This window comes from Solibacillus silvestris, from assembly GCF_051967575.1.
GTDB lineage: Bacteria > Bacillota > Bacilli > Bacillales_A > Planococcaceae > Solibacillus > Solibacillus silvestris_B.
Genome location: NZ_JBQCJW010000004.1, coordinates 28,657 through 43,171 on the forward strand (window position 1 = coordinate 28,657; position 14,515 = coordinate 43,171).

The following is a 14,515-nucleotide window of genomic DNA, read 5'->3' on the forward strand; positions in this document are numbered from 1 at the left end:
CAATTGCGCCAATGCTTAATTAATGTAACGTCACACAAGAAATCGCTTCTTGTGTGACTTTTTCCTTTTCATAGCTTGCTGAATTTGACTATACTATTAATAAAGTGAAACTACATGCAGTGAGGGCTTTCTTCATCTCCGCTGTACATTAGTTGACCGCTCAATAGATTCGAAAGGAGTTAATAATAGTGATGAAGGAAGTAAATACAAAAGAGCTCCAGGAATTACTTAATTCTTTTGCGAACAAAGACGTTTTTATCCATCTAGAGACTACGAATGGCTCTTATGCAACCCATTATAATGAAAGCTTTTTTAATGCGGGGGCGTTTATCCGCAACGTGAAATTGCGCTATGAATTAGGGAAAGTCGCCGGGGATGCCCCACACCGAGTCGGGCTGAAAATGGCGCATGGCTGGGTGTACGCCCAAGGAATCACACATTTCGAGCTGGACGATCAAGGTCGCCTGCTAATGGCTGGATTAGATTATACAGGGAAGCTTGCGATTGCATTGGAAATTAGCGAATCGCCATTTGCTTATTAAGGAGGTCGCTTACATGACATTACAAAAAGAGCAGCACGTTTTAGTCGTATACCCTCATCCGGATGATGAAGCCTTTTCTGTTGCAGGTACATTGCGCTTATATCACAATATGGGAGTGCCCGTTACATATGCTTGTTTAACATTAGGCGAAATGGGGCGTAACTTAGGAAATCCACCATTTGCTACTCGTGAATCATTGCCTGAAATACGCCGAAAAGAGCTGATTGCCGCTTGTGAGGCGATGGGTATTAAAGATTTGCGGATGATGGGCTTGCGCGATAAGACGGTTGAATTTGAAGATGACGAAAAAATGGTTCAGCTCGTGACAGAGTTGATTAATGAGCTCAACCCATCATTGATTTTCACATTTTTGCCGGGCTTTGCTGTACATCCGGACCATGAAGCGACGGGCCGGGCCGTTGTCGAAGCCGTTCGACGCATCGACAAACAATATCGTCCTCGCATTTTAGCTTGCGCTTTCGCAAACGATACGATCGAAAAAAACGGAGAGCCGCATGTAACAATTGATATTCGCTCCGTCAAAGCAGATAAAGTAAAGGCTCTGCAGGCACATGCATCCCAAACTGCATGGATGATGCAGGAAACGGAAAAGCGCATTGACGATGGCGAAGTTTTATCGGATAGCTGGCTGAATGCTGAAAAGTTTTATCATATTACATTTAATGATTAAATGCATATTTATAATTAGTAAGACGTTTTGCAAAATTCCATTTGCGGACGTCTTTTTTATCGGATTCATTTATGCGTATTTTTATTCAGCTATGAATTAATAAATTCCATTCACTATACTAATGATTACTTTATCTCCATCTTGCCTTTTTATTTTTTTATTCAATTTTTAAACATACGAGTTTTCTGAAATATTAATCTTTATGCAAAACAGTGGACAAATGAATATTCACGTTTTATAGTGTATAAATATTCAAACTAACAATTCAAAGAGGTTATTATAGATGAAAACGAAATTTACTTTTTATACTTGGTTTCTATTTATAGCCCTTTCTGCACTCGGTGTGTTTTTATTTATTACACCGATCAGTACAGGAGAAGGCATAAAAGTGCCAATTGCCATACTTGCGAACCTTTTAGCCGGCAAAGTGGAGCCGTTTATTCATTTGTTCGCACTTATTGTGTTTGTTATTGCGGCGGCAGGTTCTGTAGTGATGCAATTCATCCCGCAAAAAGGGCCGCGTACAATTGCCGATTCTTTATTCCGCGTCAATTGGTTTTGGACAGTAATGCGTGTTCTTGCGGTGATTTTTGCGAGTATGTATATTTTCCAAATAGGCCCGGAGAGCTTAAGAAGCGATGCCACAACAGGTGTGCTGATAGATCCTGCTTCCGGTCTTGTAACATTCATGTTCGTGCTGTTTTTATTTGCCGGTTTATTGTTGCCGTTATTAACAGACTTCGGTTTACTTGAATTTTTCGGTTCGATGATGGTAAAAATTATGCGACCACTATTCAAAATTCCCGGGCGTTCTGCAATTGACTGCTTAGCTTCATGGGTTGGCGACGGGACAATTGGTGTATTGCTGACAAGCAAGCAATATGAGGAAAAAAACTATACAGGTCGAGAAGCCGCAACAATCGCGACAACTTTCTCGGTCGTTTCGATTACATTCTGTTTAGTCGTTGTCGAAACAATTGATATTGCCGATTACTTCATCGAGTTTTATGCTTCTGTCATTATTTGCGGATTGATTTTGGCATTCATTATGCCGCGTATTTATCCTTTAAAACAAAAAGCGGACATATTAATCGATGGCTCGCAAGTTCCTGCAAATCGCGAAGATGTACAGGAAGGCTTCAACGTTTTTTCTTTCGGTTTGCACAATGCTTTAAATAAAGCGGACTCAAATCGCAATTTAGGTAAAATGGTGAAAAATGGTTTCGTGAATGTGCTCGAAATGTGGTTTGCAGTAACGCCTATTATTATGGCCTTCGCCACGATTGCTTTAGTATTAGCCGAATTTACAAGCTTCTTCCGCATTTTAGGGATGCCGTTCGAGCCAATTCTGGCCCTTCTTCAAATTCCAGAGGCCGGGGAAGCAGCGCAAACAATGATTGTCGGCTTTGCGGATATGCTGCTGCCTTCTATTTTAGGTGCAGGTATTGAATCGGAAATGACGCGTTTCTTCATCGCAACGGTTTCTGTTACGCAATTAATTTATATGTCTGAAGTAGGCGGATTGATTTTAGGTACGAAACTTCCATTAAAGCTTTGGGATTTGTTCGCTATCTTCTTAATCCGTACAATTATCTCAATTCCGATTATCGCAGTAATTGCTCATTTGCTATTCTAATATGCGCCCCACACTTTAACTTTAAAGGCAAAGTGTGGGGTTTTTTTGCGGTTTTAGAAAGCGCCTTTATTATTGTCCGATTGTGCCTGCCAAAAGCCTGATATGCACTTTCCACGATTCCCCCCAGCTGACAAGCGATCTTTGAAAAATGACCACAAAGCCGCAATTCTCCATACTTTCTCCATTAAAACGCTTTCATTATGACAATCCGGCAAACTTTCATAATTTGCTGAATTTTTGCAACATTAATATGTATTTATATGATAGAATTATTTAACTTCTTTCAGTATAAGTATCCTGACTGTATTGATGCGAGATGGATAAAGGGATTCCTTTTTTGAAGTACACAAATCGCTAACTGAAATAAGTTAAAGGTTCCGGCAGATATCACGAATTTGGAAAGGGTATCTTTGTGCTAGCACAAAGCCGAATTCAGACGCAATTATGCCGAGGCATATTTGATTTTTAATCAGATGACGGAGGTTACTATAAATGGAAGTTGCTCAACCAAAGACAATTGCAGTTGAAAATGTATTGATCGCGCATCATTTTTTAAAAGATGTAGTCGTGCATACACCATTGCAATTGAATGAATATTTATCGGAAAAATACGGCGCGAAAATTTATTTTAAGCGTGAAGATTTGCAGCATGTGCGCTCTTTTAAATTACGGGGCGCCTATTATAAAATTAAAAAAATCGAAAATGAGGCGCGTGCTTCTGGTGTCGTATGCGCAAGTGCAGGCAACCATGCACAAGGTGTCGCATATGCTTGCGCAAAACTTGAAATCAAAGCGACCATTTTCATGCCGAAAACAACACCAAAACAAAAGATTGACCAAGTTCGCATGTTTGGACGAAGCTTTGCCGAAATCGTTTTGGCGGGTGACACATTTGATGACTCGGCGGAAAGCGCATTGGCATATTGCGAGGAGGCAAATCGCATCTTCATCCATCCTTTTGATGATGTGGACGTAATAGCTGGTCAAGGGACAGTCGCTGTGGAAATTATGAATGATATTGAAGAGCCGATCGACTATGTTTTCGGCAGTATCGGTGGCGGAGGGTTAATGTCCGGTGTTTCTGCCTATATTAAAAATTTATCGCCCGCGAGTAAAATAATAGGTGTCGAGCCAGCTGGCGCGGCAAGCATGAAATCCGCCTTTGAAAATGAAGAGCCTGTTGCCCTTGACTGGATCGATAAATTCGTCGATGGCGCTGCCGTTAAATGTGTCGGTCATGATACGTATGAAGTATGTCGCCATTATGTGGATGATATAATCGCTGTTCCTGAAGGCAAAGTGTGTACGACAATATTGGATTTATACAATAAGCATGCAATCATCGCTGAGCCGGCAGGAGCTCTCTCCGTTGCTGCCCTGGACTTTTATGCTGAGCAAATTCGCGGGAAATCCGTTGTCGTCATCATTTCTGGTGGGAATAACGATATCGGGCGCATGCAGGAAATTAAGGAACGCTCGCTTATTTATGAAGGGCTTCTTCATTATTTCATCGTTAGCTTCCCGCAGCGATCTGGCGCATTACGTCAATTTTTATCAGAGGTTCTTGGTCCGAATGATGATATTACAACATTTGAATATACGAAGAAAAACAATAAAGAAAGCGGTCCGGCATTAGTGGGAATCGAGCTTGCCCACCGTAATGACCACGCAGGATTAATCGAACGCATGCTGGCAAATGGATTTGAATATAAAGAGGTAAATAAAGACAGCACATTGTTTGCGCTGCTTGTATAATCAATTGTGCCAAAGCATTTGCCCGATTCCAGCCGAAATGGCTTGGAAATCGGGGCTTGCCTTGGTGAGAGCCCTTATTTCCTATATAGCCAAAAGAACCCCGGCAGTCATTTATACAATGACTGCCGGGGTTTTGATTTATCCTAGTAATGCGCGGTCTGAATTCATTTTCTCGCCGCGAATATGCTCAAATTCAGCCATTAAATCCGGAATCGTCAAATCGGGCTTGCGTTCCTCACCCACTTCCAGGATGATTTGCCCTTTATCCATCATAATTAACCGATTCCCCAAATCCAACGCCTGCTGCATATTGTGTGTTACCATAAGCGTTGTCAGCCTGCTTTCCTCCACCAACTCCTTCGTTAGCTTCGTGATTAGCTCTGCACGCGACGGATCAAGTGCTGCCGTATGCTCATCCAACAATAAAATCGAAGGCTTCGTGAATGTTGCCATCAACAAACTTAATGCTTGGCGCTCACCGCCGGATAATAACCCCACTTTGGCAGTTAAGCGGTTTTCCAAATTTAAATGCAGCTTTTCCAATGATGCTTTGAAAATCTCCCTGCGCTTTTTATCGACCCCGAAGCGTATAGAGCGTTTTGCATTTCGTGAATATGCAATCGCCAAGTTTTCTTCAATTGTCATCGTTGGGGCGGTCCCGGCCATCGGATCTTGGAAAACACGGCCGATATGCACCGCGCGTTTGTATTCCGGCAAACGTGATAAATCGTTGCCATCAATTACGACCGAGCCGAAATCCGGCGTTAACGCACCGGAAATCATATTCATCATCGTCGATTTCCCTGCACCGTTGCTTCCGATAATTGTGACAAAATCGCCTGGTGCCAAGTGCAAATTAATATTATCCAATGCAATTTTCTCATCGGGTGTCCCTTCATTGAACACTTTATTTATCCCGTCTAATTTAAGCAAGGCTCTTCCCTCCCTGCTCCACTTCTAAACCGGACTTTTGCAGCGCCATCCGTTCCTCCCAACGTTTTGCTTTCCGCTTTTTTTCTTTATATTTACTAATAATTTGCGGAATAACCAGCGCTAAAATAACGATGAGCGCCGTGATCAGCTTCATATCGCCAGAATCAAGCCATTTCACCCGCAATGCCAATGCATATATCATGCGGTAAATAATTGCCCCGGCAATAACGGCAAATGTCACGCGCACAATTGATTTCGTGCCAAAAATCGCTTCCCCTATAATAACCGAAGCTAAGCCAACAACTATCATCCCGATCCCTAAGCCGATATCCGCAAACTTTGTATATTGTGCGATCAATGCTCCCGCTAAAGCGACCATTGCATTAGATAGGCCTAACCCTAAAATAATAAGGGAATCCGTATTTGCGGAAAAGCTTCGAATCATGCGCTTATTGTCACCTGTTGCACGAATCGCCAAGCCAACTTCCGTTTTTAGGAACCAATCCACAATTAGCTTAATAATAAATGTTACGACGATCATTAATATTAAAATCCCCCATGTAGCCGGGATTGCTTGAACACCCATTGACTTCAGCATATTTGATAAAGCATCGTCAATACCGAGGTTTGACCAGAAACCGTCGAAAGCCGAAAAGATTGTTTCCGAATTCAATAATGGAATATTGGGCCGCGATACACCGGTATCCGAGCTTAGTCCCATAATGCGAAGATTGATGGAATAAAGTGCGATCATCATTAAAATCCCCGCAAGCAGCGGATTTACTTTCCCTTTTGTGTGTAAAATCCCTGTCATGCATCCAGCAATAAATCCAGCAACTGTTGCGACTAATGTTGCGAGTAATGGATGATAGCCAAGCACGATCATCATTGCTGCCGTGCCTGCACCCGTTACAAAGCTTCCATCAACCGTTAAATCCGGGAAATCCAGTACCCGGAATGATAAATAGACTCCTAGTGCCATAATTGCATAGATGATCCCTTGCTCCACCGACCCAAACATAGCTGTTAACATCTCGAATCATCTCCTTACTTTTTAAATAGGGATTCACGCAAGGGGCCCACAGGACGTGGATCAGCCAGCCGTTGTCGCGCGATGCGACGTTTCTAGGCCGACTTCCTCTTCAAGGACACAAGCGTGAACGTTAAATTATTTTACTTCCGCTTCCCACTCAGGCTTTACTTCCAAGCCCAAGTTTTCGGCAGCCGCTTTATTGATGACCAATTTTAAATTTGCCGGGTATGCAGCCGGAATTTCCGAAGGCGATTTTCCTTCCAGTAAAATTTCAGCTGCCATTTGCCCTGCTTCATAGCCGATATCATAGTAATCAAAACCGTAAGCAGCCAATCCGCCGCGCGCTACAGAGTCCAACTCGCCAACGATTAATGGTAATTTATTGGCATTTGCTACATCTATAACTGACTCTAATGCATTGACAACTGTGTTATCTGTAATGATGTAATACGCTTCTACCTTGCCTAGTAATGATTCTGTCGCTTGCTTTACTTCTGCTGATGTGGATGCAGTCGCTTCCACAATTGTCAGGCCCTCTTTTGCCGCCAATTCTTTCGCAGTTGTGATTTGGGCAACTGAATTTTGCTCGCCCGCATTATAAACCATCCCTACATTTTTGACACCCAACTCTTTTAAAAACGCCATTGTCTTTGGCATCGTTTCCGGATGTAAATCAATCGTGCCCGTTACGTTTGCTCCTGGTGCTGCCATCGAATCGATCAGTTCTGCCCCTACCGCATCTGTAACAGATGTAAAGATAATTGGAATATCAGCTGTCACACCTTTAGCTGCCTGTGCAGATCCTGTAGAGTTCGCAAAAATCAAATCTACATTTTCACTTACTAATTGTTGTGCAATCGTCAGATTTGTACTGTTATCCCCATTTGCTGATTTATCCATATACTCCGCTTGAATGCCCGCATCTTCAATCGCTTTTTTGAATCCTTCTTTTGCCGCGTCAAGTGAAGGGTGTTCAACGATTTGCGTTGTTCCGATCTTAAATGTTTTCGCTTCCTCCGCCTGCGCTTTTTCAGCCCCGCTGCCCGCTGCATCGTTCGTTGACGTCCCGTTGTCTTCCCCGCCGCATGCAGCTAATAATAAAAGAAGCCCGAATAGTAAAAAAGATAGCTTCGTTAAATTTCGTTTCATCATGTTTTGTCCCCCTATATATTCTCTGTCGATTTAAAGCGTCGCACTTCATTTGAATGAAGTGTGAATTAAAATTATATTACCGCTTCGTTTTCAGATAGTCAATAACATTTGGAATGTTCAGAATTTAAATCGACCAATAACGGGTTTTTTATCGAAAAATTCAGCACTTTAAACCGTTGAATTACGCTATTTCCCATAAGGTTTGCCGGCAATTGTCAATTTAGCGAAAATTGTTGAGAATTTGCCCCCGAATAGCTTTACATTCCATTTCAATCTTGCTATGATTGCAGATGCTTCACGTGGTTCGCAACCATCCCACGTTAAAAAAACTAGGAGGAATTCAATATGAAAGTAAAGTTTATTGCAACAAGCGCCATTATTGCAGCATTATATATTGCTGTCACAATGCTTGTCGCGCCGATTAGCTTTGGGCAAGTACAGTTTCGTATTGCCGAAATGTTCAATCACTTAATCGCCTTCAACCCCCGCTATATGCTTGGCGTTGTACTAGGTGTATTCATCTCAAATTTCCTTATGTCATCAGTTGGTCCGATCGACTTGATTTTTGGCGTAGGGCATACCATTCTTACACTTGGAATTTTTATTTTCATCTGCAAGTTTGTAAAGAACATCTGGGCTCGCTTAATCATTAATACAACTCTCTTCACGTTTACAATGTTTATCATCGCGGCACAGCTGAATTTAGTTTTGGAATTTCCGTTTTGGGAAACATGGCTGTTTGTAGCATTTGGCGAATTTGTTGTATTAGCGGTTGGAGCGCCTATTATGTATGCTTTAAATAAACGTCTGGATTTCAATAAATTGATCTGACATCAGAAGTTCCGCCAGCTAGCATTTTTCGCTAGCTGGTTTTTTAATTTTCCGGAAAAATTTTAGAATTGTTTGACTTTTCGTTTTTCAGTGTTAGAATAAGCATATTCAAATTATTACAATACGGTAGCAGGTTGCGGGAGCGTGACCACCGTTTTCTTTAAGTTGAGTTTAGTCGAGCCTAGTTGAGTAAATTGTTGAATAAGAAGAGTAGCATTTAGCGTTTTGCCTAGAGAGCGTATGGCTGGTGGAAATACGTCAAAAGCTGAATGTGAATGGGCCTTATGAAAGCTGCCGGCGTTAGTCGGCGGACGGTACCCTGCCGTTATCAGGTTTAAGTGGGAACAAATCGGTTGCGCCTAGGCATATCGGTTTATTTCAATCGAGGTGGCAACGCGGTAATAATCGTCCTCAGCAAAAGTTTATTCTTTTGCTGGGGACTTTTTTTGTCTTCATTGAGCGGATGTCGCAATTTCTTAAAAAGGAGTGTTTCAAATGTCGATCCAGCAACGCTATCGCACATCGATGAAAAAAGTAAACGGAGATTTATTAACACCGATTTCCATTTTTCAGCGGTTAAAAGGAGAGCGGAAATTTTTATTGGAGAGCTCTTCCAAATACGAAGGGAATGGACGCTATTCCTTCATCGGAGTCAATCCGCGCAAAACTTATGTCGGGAATGAACAGCGACTTTTGGATAAATCGCATCTATCCAATAAAGAATACACATATGAAGGAGAGCTCATTCAATTAATAAAGCAAGTGATGCCACGCATATCATCACATAATGAGTACCCATTTACAGGAGGCGGCATCGGCTATATTCGTGCACTCGAAAAGCCATCGCCTGAACTGCAATTCCATGTTTATGACACACTCGTTATTTTCGATCATTTAACGGACGAAATTGCCGTTTTCCATACGAATATTGAGGCAGAGCAAGCTGAGCCGAATATCGATGCGCTTATCGAGCAATTGTTTACTAGCATTGACAACGAAGAAGCGGCATATATGCTCCACTCTGTCGAAAAAGAGCAAAACGGGCATTATCGTGCACACTTTACCGGGGATGCCCTTTCCCTTTATCGAAAAATGCGGATTGAGTATGCTGCGCCGTATATGTATTATGTCGAATTCGATGATTGTACAATGATCGGCACATCAAAAGCGAACTATATACAAGTACGTGATGGCACTGTTTCAGCAGCAGCGATAGCACCGGAAATTGACCGCTACTGTGCCGAAAATTCAGTGCAGCACACGGCAGAAACGAAAAGCGGCTCGCTTAATCCAGCGCTGCATGCGATAGATGCTGTAAAAGGGCTTTTGCCTGCACAAGGTTTAATCGGCTATATCGGTTTTAACGGGCAAGTCGATTTCACAACACCGGAAAATACGATGACGATTCAAGGGAATGTTGCGCATCTTCACACAGAAACGAGTGATATGGCCCCATTCCAATCTTTACTGAAAGGATGATGACAAATGTCTTTACTTCCATATATTAAACAAATTGAGCGGAAAGAGCATTTAATTTTTCAGGAAATGCAACAGGCCGCACAACTAATTTTTAATGAGGGAACACCGAAAGAACAAATCGCTTCCTTTTTGATGGCGATGAGCGCAAAAGGTGAAACAGCGCATGAAGTGGCCGGGCTGGCATCTGTCATGAAATCGCATGCCGTCGCTATCGATGCACCGGAAGGCATTTATATCGATAATTGCGGTACGGGCGGCGATGGGCTTCAAAGCTTCAATATTAGTACGACAGCTGCTTTCGTGCTGGCTGGCGGCGGCATCTCAGTCGCAAAGCATGGCAACCGTAAAGTGTCGAGCGCTTCAGGCAGTTCGGATGTTTTAGAAGCGCTTGGCATTGCTCTATTGCCGGATACAGCACAGACAGCGGATTTACTGAAGCAGCATGGGATCGCCTTTTTGCATGCACCGAATATGCATCCGAAGCTAAAGCGGATTGGTGAAGTCCGACAAGCGCTTGGCAAGCCGACAATCTTCAATTTAGTTGGCCCTTTAACAAATCCTGTGCCGCTGAAGACACAATTTGTCGGCATTAATCGGCCAAATTTCACGACAGACTATGCAGAGGTGCTTCATATGCTCGGTCGTGAACGCGCCATTGTCGTATCAGGGGCACGCGGCATGGATGAGGCGTCATTGGATGGCGAGAATACATTCGTCCTTTTAGATTATGGCGATATTATACCGTTCAAGCTGCGTGCCGAAGATGTTGGTTTGACCGCACAGCCATTATCCGCCATTCGTGGCGGCACACCTTCCGAAAACGCGGAAATTATGCGGAATCTATTAAAAGGAAAGCAAAGCGTGTATTTCGACACGGTTCTTTTAAATGCAGGCATTGGCTTCTTTGCATATGGCTTGGCGGACACGATGAAAGAGGGAATCGACATGGCAAAGGACAGTATTTTATCGGGGCGCGCTTATGAAAAGCTCGAAAACGTTGTCGTCTATAGCCAAAAACAGATGAAGGAGGAATCCGTGAAATGACGATTTTAGACCGGATTATTGAACAAAAAAAAATGGAGCTGCCTCATTTACTCGCGACAGAGCCAAGCTTTTCGACGATGGGGAAATTGCGTCCTTCTTTATATGATACTTTAATTGCTTCGCATACTTTGCAAGTCATATCCGAAATAAAGCGCGCTTCTCCATCAAAAGGCGATATTGCGACACATATCGACCCGGTGGAGCAGGCTTTACAATATGAAGAGGCTGGAGCTGCATGCATTTCCGTTTTGACAGAGCAAGCATTTTTTAAAGGAAGCTTCGAAGATTTGAATGCTGTTGCGAATGCTGTGAACATCCCGGTTTTATGCAAGGACTTCATCATTCATGAAGCACAGATTGACTATGCAAAGGCCGCCGGGGCATCTGTTATTTTATTGATTGTCGCTGCATTAACGGACGGACAATTAAAAGCGCTTTACACTTATGCGACAGAAAAACAGCTTGAAGTTCTCGTGGAAGTGCATGATGCGGATGAATTGCAGCGGGCGCTGACTATCGGAGCGAAAATTGTCGGTGTGAATAATCGCAACTTGAAAACATTCGAGGTTTCCTTGACAACGACAGCGGAAATTGCCCAACACCTCCCCTCTTCCGCTGTCGCTTTCATTAGCGAAAGTGGCATTTGGAGTCCGGAAGATGCGCAGTTCGTGGCGAATGCTGGCGCAAAGGGAATATTGGTCGGCGAATCATTAATGCGTAGCGGAAACGTCAAAAATTCACTAAAAGCACTACAAATCGACATAACAGCAAAGGTTGGCGAAAATCGATGACAAAAGTAAAAATTTGCGGATTGAAAGAAATCGAACATGTGGAAACGGCGGTCAAAGCAGGCGCTGACTTTATCGGATTCATGTTTGCCCCGAGCAAACGCCGAATTACAGTGGAGGAAGCAGTGGAGCTCGCAAAAGCGATTCCAAATACAGTGAAAAAAGTCGGTGTTTTCGTAAATGAAGAACGAGCAGCCATTTTGCATATTGCTGAACAAGTTGGGCTCGATTATATCCAATACCACGGTGATGAAACGCCTGAGCAAATTCAGGCAATCGGGCTGCCGGCTATAAAAGCATTCTCGATACGCGGAGGAGAGGATGTAGAGCGTGCCGCAGCATATGAGGTTGACTATTATTTATTTGACGCACCAGGTACGGACTTTCGCGGCGGCAGCGGAAAATCATTCGACTGGATGCTGCTGGATAAAATGAATATACCACTTGAAAAGGTCATTTTGGCAGGCGGATTAAATGAGGGCAATGTTGGACTGGCGGTAATGCTTGTCGAGCCTTTTGCCGTGGATGTTTCAAGCGGGGTGGAAGTCGATGGCCGAAAAAATGCGACAGCGATTGAAAACTTTATCGAAAAAGTGAAAGGAGAATTGATTTTATGACGACAGTAAAAGGACGCTTCGGGCAATTTGGCGGGCAATTTGTTCCCGAAACATTGATGACTTCGCTTGAGGAATTGGAGCTCTCTTATGAACATGCAAAACAAGACCCCTCTTTCCAGGAAGAGCTCGATTATTATTTAAAGCAATATGTCGGTCGGGAAACACCGCTTTATTTCGCGGAACGCCTGACGAAAAAAGTCGGGGGCGCAAAGATTTATTTAAAGCGCGAAGATTTAAATCATACAGGCGCGCATAAAATTAATAATGCGATCGGGCAAGCTTTATTGGCAAAACGAATGGGGAAGAAGAAGATTGTCGCTGAAACCGGCGCAGGCCAGCATGGTGTCGCAACTGCCACAGCCTGTGCATTGCTCGATATGGAATGCATCGTTTATATGGGGGCGGAAGATGTGCGCCGCCAGCAATTGAATGTTTTCCGTATGGAGCTGCTCGGCACTAAAGTCATCGCTGTTGAAAAAGGCTCCGCAACATTAAAGGATGCTGTCAATGAAGCATTGCGCCATTGGGTGACACATATTGAGGATACACATTATATTTTAGGCTCGGCGCTCGGTCCGCACCCCTTCCCTACTATTGTCCGTGATTTCCAGCGCGTTATTGGGGATGAAACACGGGCGCAAATTTTGCAGCAGGAAGGACGTCTGCCTGACACGGTCATTGCCTGTATCGGCGGGGGCAGCAATGCGATCGGGATGTTTTATCCGTTTGTGGAAGATGAGGAAGTTGCATTGTACGGTGTGGAAGCGGCAGGCGCGGGTGTCGATACAGGCCAGCATGCGGCGGCGATCCATGTAGGAAAAACAGGCGTCCTTCACGGTGCTTTCATGTACTTGCTGCAAGACGACAATGGGTTCGTTCAAGAAGCACATTCCATTTCAGCCGGCTTGGATTATCCGGGAGTCGGCCCGGAGCACTGTCATTTGCACGCAACAGGCCGCGCAAACTACCCTTCCGTCACCGATGAACAGGCCCTTGAAGGCGTGAAGCTGCTATGTGAAACGGAAGGCATTTTACCCGCATTGGAAAGTGCGCATGCAGTGTACTATGCAGCGCAATTTGCCAAAAACCGTCCAACTGATGAAATTATCGTTGTATGCTTATCAGGACGCGGAGATAAAGATGTCCATACATTAATGGATAAGCTTGGAGGCGATGTTCAATGAAATTACAGCAACAGCTTGAAAGCATATTAGCGGCCGGCGACAAGGCATTCATTCCTTACATTATGGCTGGCGATGGCGGGATCGAAACATTAAAGCCGACCCTTTTAAGACTCCAGCAATTAGGCGTTTCCGCGATTGAAGTAGGGATTCCATTTACAGACCCAGTGGCGGATGGACCGACAATCGAACAAGCAGGTGAACGCGCGCTTGCACACGGAGTCACACTAAAGAAAGTATTGGTTGAACTGAAAAGCTTTGCACAGGAAATTCAAATTCCGCTCGTTGTCATGACGTATTTAAACCCGGTTTTGGCATATGGCATTGAGGCATTTGCCAAGGATGCGAAGCTTGGTGGCGTTCAAGGGCTAATCGTACCGGATATGCCGTATGAGGAAAGTGCTTTGCTTCAAACAGCTTTAAAGGAAAACGATATTGCGCTTGTCCAGCTCGTATCATTAACGAGCCATCCTGAACGAATCAAAAAATTAGCTTCGGCAAGCGAAGGATTTATTTATGCTGTAACTGTAAACGGCATTACCGGAGAACGTGCAAGCTTTGCAACAGAGCTCGCCCAGCATTTCGCGAATTTGAAAACAGCAAGCAATATACCCGTTCTGGCGGGCTTCGGCATTTCAACAGCCGAGCATGTAAAAAGCTTCGGCGAAATTGCGGACGGGGTCATCGTCGGCAGCAGAATTGTCACAGCGCTTGCAGAAGATGACTGGACAACAATCGAAACACTTGTACAAGCAACGAAAAAATCGACGATAATTTAGTCTATGTTCTATTCCCTTCCTATGGTATCGTTACTATACACGAATGAATGGATG

Annotated in this window: 14 protein-coding genes, 1 riboswitch and 1 other annotated feature; of the genes, 11 read left to right on the forward strand and 3 right to left on the reverse strand. The window is 43.8% G+C overall.

All coding sequences use genetic code 11. The annotated features are described in order from the left end of the window. The first annotated feature begins 191 nt into the window (after positions 1-191). The 4 genes from ACTHOQ_RS03605 to ilvA all read left to right on the forward strand — a co-directional run bounded on the left by ACTHOQ_RS03605 (position 192) and on the right by ilvA (position 4,624). Entirely contained in the window at positions 192-542 is a 351-nt protein-coding gene (locus ACTHOQ_RS03605) for a YojF family protein (protein WP_440494451.1), read from the forward strand. Positions 543-555: 13 nt separating this feature from the next. Further along, positions 556-1,233: a bacillithiol biosynthesis deacetylase BshB2 gene (gene bshB2 / locus ACTHOQ_RS03610; protein WP_440494306.1), complete on the forward strand. Its 678-nt coding sequence runs from the start codon at positions 556-558 to the stop codon at positions 1,231-1,233. 283 nt (positions 1,234-1,516) lie between these two features. Further along, on the forward strand, positions 1,517-2,869 hold the full coding sequence (locus tag ACTHOQ_RS03615; RefSeq protein WP_440494307.1) for a YjiH family protein: 1,353 nt from the start codon (positions 1,517-1,519) through the stop codon (positions 2,867-2,869). 492 nt (positions 2,870-3,361) lie between these two features. Continuing rightward, on the forward strand, positions 3,362-4,624 hold the full coding sequence (gene ilvA / locus ACTHOQ_RS03620; protein WP_440494308.1) for a threonine ammonia-lyase IlvA: 1,263 nt from the start codon (positions 3,362-3,364) through the stop codon (positions 4,622-4,624). 138 nt (positions 4,625-4,762) lie between these two features. Here ilvA and ACTHOQ_RS03625 read toward each other — a convergent pair whose 3' ends face one another. The 3 genes from ACTHOQ_RS03625 to ACTHOQ_RS03635 form a co-directional block, all read right to left on the reverse strand. Next, complete coding sequence (locus tag ACTHOQ_RS03625) at positions 4,763-5,557, reverse strand: ABC transporter ATP-binding protein (protein WP_440494309.1); 795 nt, start codon at positions 5,555-5,557, stop codon at positions 4,763-4,765. Further along, positions 5,550-6,590 (reverse strand): ABC transporter permease, encoded by a 1,041-nt coding sequence (locus ACTHOQ_RS03630; protein WP_440494310.1) that lies wholly within the window; start codon positions 6,588-6,590, stop codon positions 5,550-5,552. Before ACTHOQ_RS03630 ends, ACTHOQ_RS03625 begins: the two co-directional genes overlap by 8 nt. Positions 6,591-6,725: 135 nt before the next feature. Next, the gene (locus tag ACTHOQ_RS03635; protein ID WP_440494452.1) at positions 6,726-7,739 is read right to left on the reverse strand and encodes an ABC transporter substrate-binding protein; all 1,014 of its coding nucleotides are present in this window, start codon (positions 7,737-7,739) and stop codon (positions 6,726-6,728) included. A 296-nt stretch (positions 7,740-8,035) separates the two neighbouring features. Beyond that, positions 8,036-8,081, forward strand: a riboswitch (PreQ1 riboswitch). Positions 8,082-8,087: 6 nt separating this feature from the next. Here ACTHOQ_RS03635 and ACTHOQ_RS03640 point away from each other — a divergent pair. The 7 genes from ACTHOQ_RS03640 (at position 8,088) to trpA (ending at position 14,461) form a co-directional block, all read left to right on the forward strand. Next, positions 8,088-8,573, forward strand: a complete 486-nt coding sequence (locus ACTHOQ_RS03640) for a QueT transporter family protein (RefSeq protein ID WP_440494311.1) — start codon at positions 8,088-8,090, stop codon at positions 8,571-8,573. 188 nt (positions 8,574-8,761) lie between these two features. After that, positions 8,762-8,989, forward strand: a binding site (T-box leader). 79 nt (positions 8,990-9,068) lie between these two features. Then, the gene (locus ACTHOQ_RS03645; RefSeq protein ID WP_440494312.1) at positions 9,069-10,052 is read left to right on the forward strand and encodes a chorismate-binding protein; all 984 of its coding nucleotides are present in this window, start codon (positions 9,069-9,071) and stop codon (positions 10,050-10,052) included. Between the two features lie 6 nt (positions 10,053-10,058). Next, positions 10,059-11,096 (forward strand): anthranilate phosphoribosyltransferase, encoded by a 1,038-nt coding sequence (gene trpD / locus ACTHOQ_RS03650; protein ID WP_440494313.1) that lies wholly within the window; start codon positions 10,059-10,061, stop codon positions 11,094-11,096. Beyond that, entirely contained in the window at positions 11,093-11,887 is a 795-nt protein-coding gene (trpC, locus tag ACTHOQ_RS03655; RefSeq protein WP_440494314.1) for an indole-3-glycerol phosphate synthase TrpC, read from the forward strand. Before trpD ends, trpC begins: the two co-directional genes overlap by 4 nt. Next, positions 11,884-12,501, forward strand: coding sequence for a phosphoribosylanthranilate isomerase (locus ACTHOQ_RS03660; protein WP_440494315.1), 618 nt, complete (start codon positions 11,884-11,886; stop codon positions 12,499-12,501). Before trpC ends, ACTHOQ_RS03660 begins: the two co-directional genes overlap by 4 nt. Then, positions 12,498-13,685 carry a tryptophan synthase subunit beta gene (trpB, locus tag ACTHOQ_RS03665; protein ID WP_440494316.1) on the forward strand — a complete coding sequence of 396 codons (1,188 nt, stop codon included), beginning with the start codon at positions 12,498-12,500 and terminating at the stop codon, positions 13,683-13,685. The genes ACTHOQ_RS03660 and trpB overlap by 4 nt, the downstream gene beginning before the upstream one ends. After that, entirely contained in the window at positions 13,682-14,461 is a 780-nt protein-coding gene (gene trpA, locus ACTHOQ_RS03670) for a tryptophan synthase subunit alpha (RefSeq protein ID WP_440494317.1), read from the forward strand. The genes trpB and trpA overlap by 4 nt, the downstream gene beginning before the upstream one ends. Positions 14,462-14,515 lie beyond the last annotated feature (54 nt).

Coding starts and splice junctions, on each gene's coding strand:
- trpB (WP_440494316.1), top strand. CDS start 12,498: ATGACGACAGTAAAAGGACGCTTCGGGCAATTTGGCGGGCAATTTGTT.
- ACTHOQ_RS03640 (WP_440494311.1), top strand. CDS start 8,088: ATGAAAGTAAAGTTTATTGCAACAAGCGCCATTATTGCAGCATTATAT.
- ACTHOQ_RS03645 (WP_440494312.1), top strand. CDS start 9,069: ATGTCGATCCAGCAACGCTATCGCACATCGATGAAAAAAGTAAACGGA.
- ilvA (WP_440494308.1), top strand. CDS start 3,362: ATGGAAGTTGCTCAACCAAAGACAATTGCAGTTGAAAATGTATTGATC.
- ACTHOQ_RS03615 (WP_440494307.1), top strand. CDS start 1,517: ATGAAAACGAAATTTACTTTTTATACTTGGTTTCTATTTATAGCCCTT.
- ACTHOQ_RS03635 (WP_440494452.1), bottom strand. CDS start 7,739: ATGAAACGAAATTTAACGAAGCTATCTTTTTTACTATTCGGGCTTCTT.
- trpA (WP_440494317.1), top strand. CDS start 13,682: ATGAAATTACAGCAACAGCTTGAAAGCATATTAGCGGCCGGCGACAAG.
- ACTHOQ_RS03660 (WP_440494315.1), top strand. CDS start 11,884: ATGACAAAAGTAAAAATTTGCGGATTGAAAGAAATCGAACATGTGGAA.
- trpD (WP_440494313.1), top strand. CDS start 10,059: ATGTCTTTACTTCCATATATTAAACAAATTGAGCGGAAAGAGCATTTA.
- trpC (WP_440494314.1), top strand. CDS start 11,093: ATGACGATTTTAGACCGGATTATTGAACAAAAAAAAATGGAGCTGCCT.
- ACTHOQ_RS03630 (WP_440494310.1), bottom strand. CDS start 6,590: ATGTTAACAGCTATGTTTGGGTCGGTGGAGCAAGGGATCATCTATGCA.
- ACTHOQ_RS03605 (WP_440494451.1), top strand. CDS start 192: ATGAAGGAAGTAAATACAAAAGAGCTCCAGGAATTACTTAATTCTTTT.
- bshB2 (WP_440494306.1), top strand. CDS start 556: ATGACATTACAAAAAGAGCAGCACGTTTTAGTCGTATACCCTCATCCG.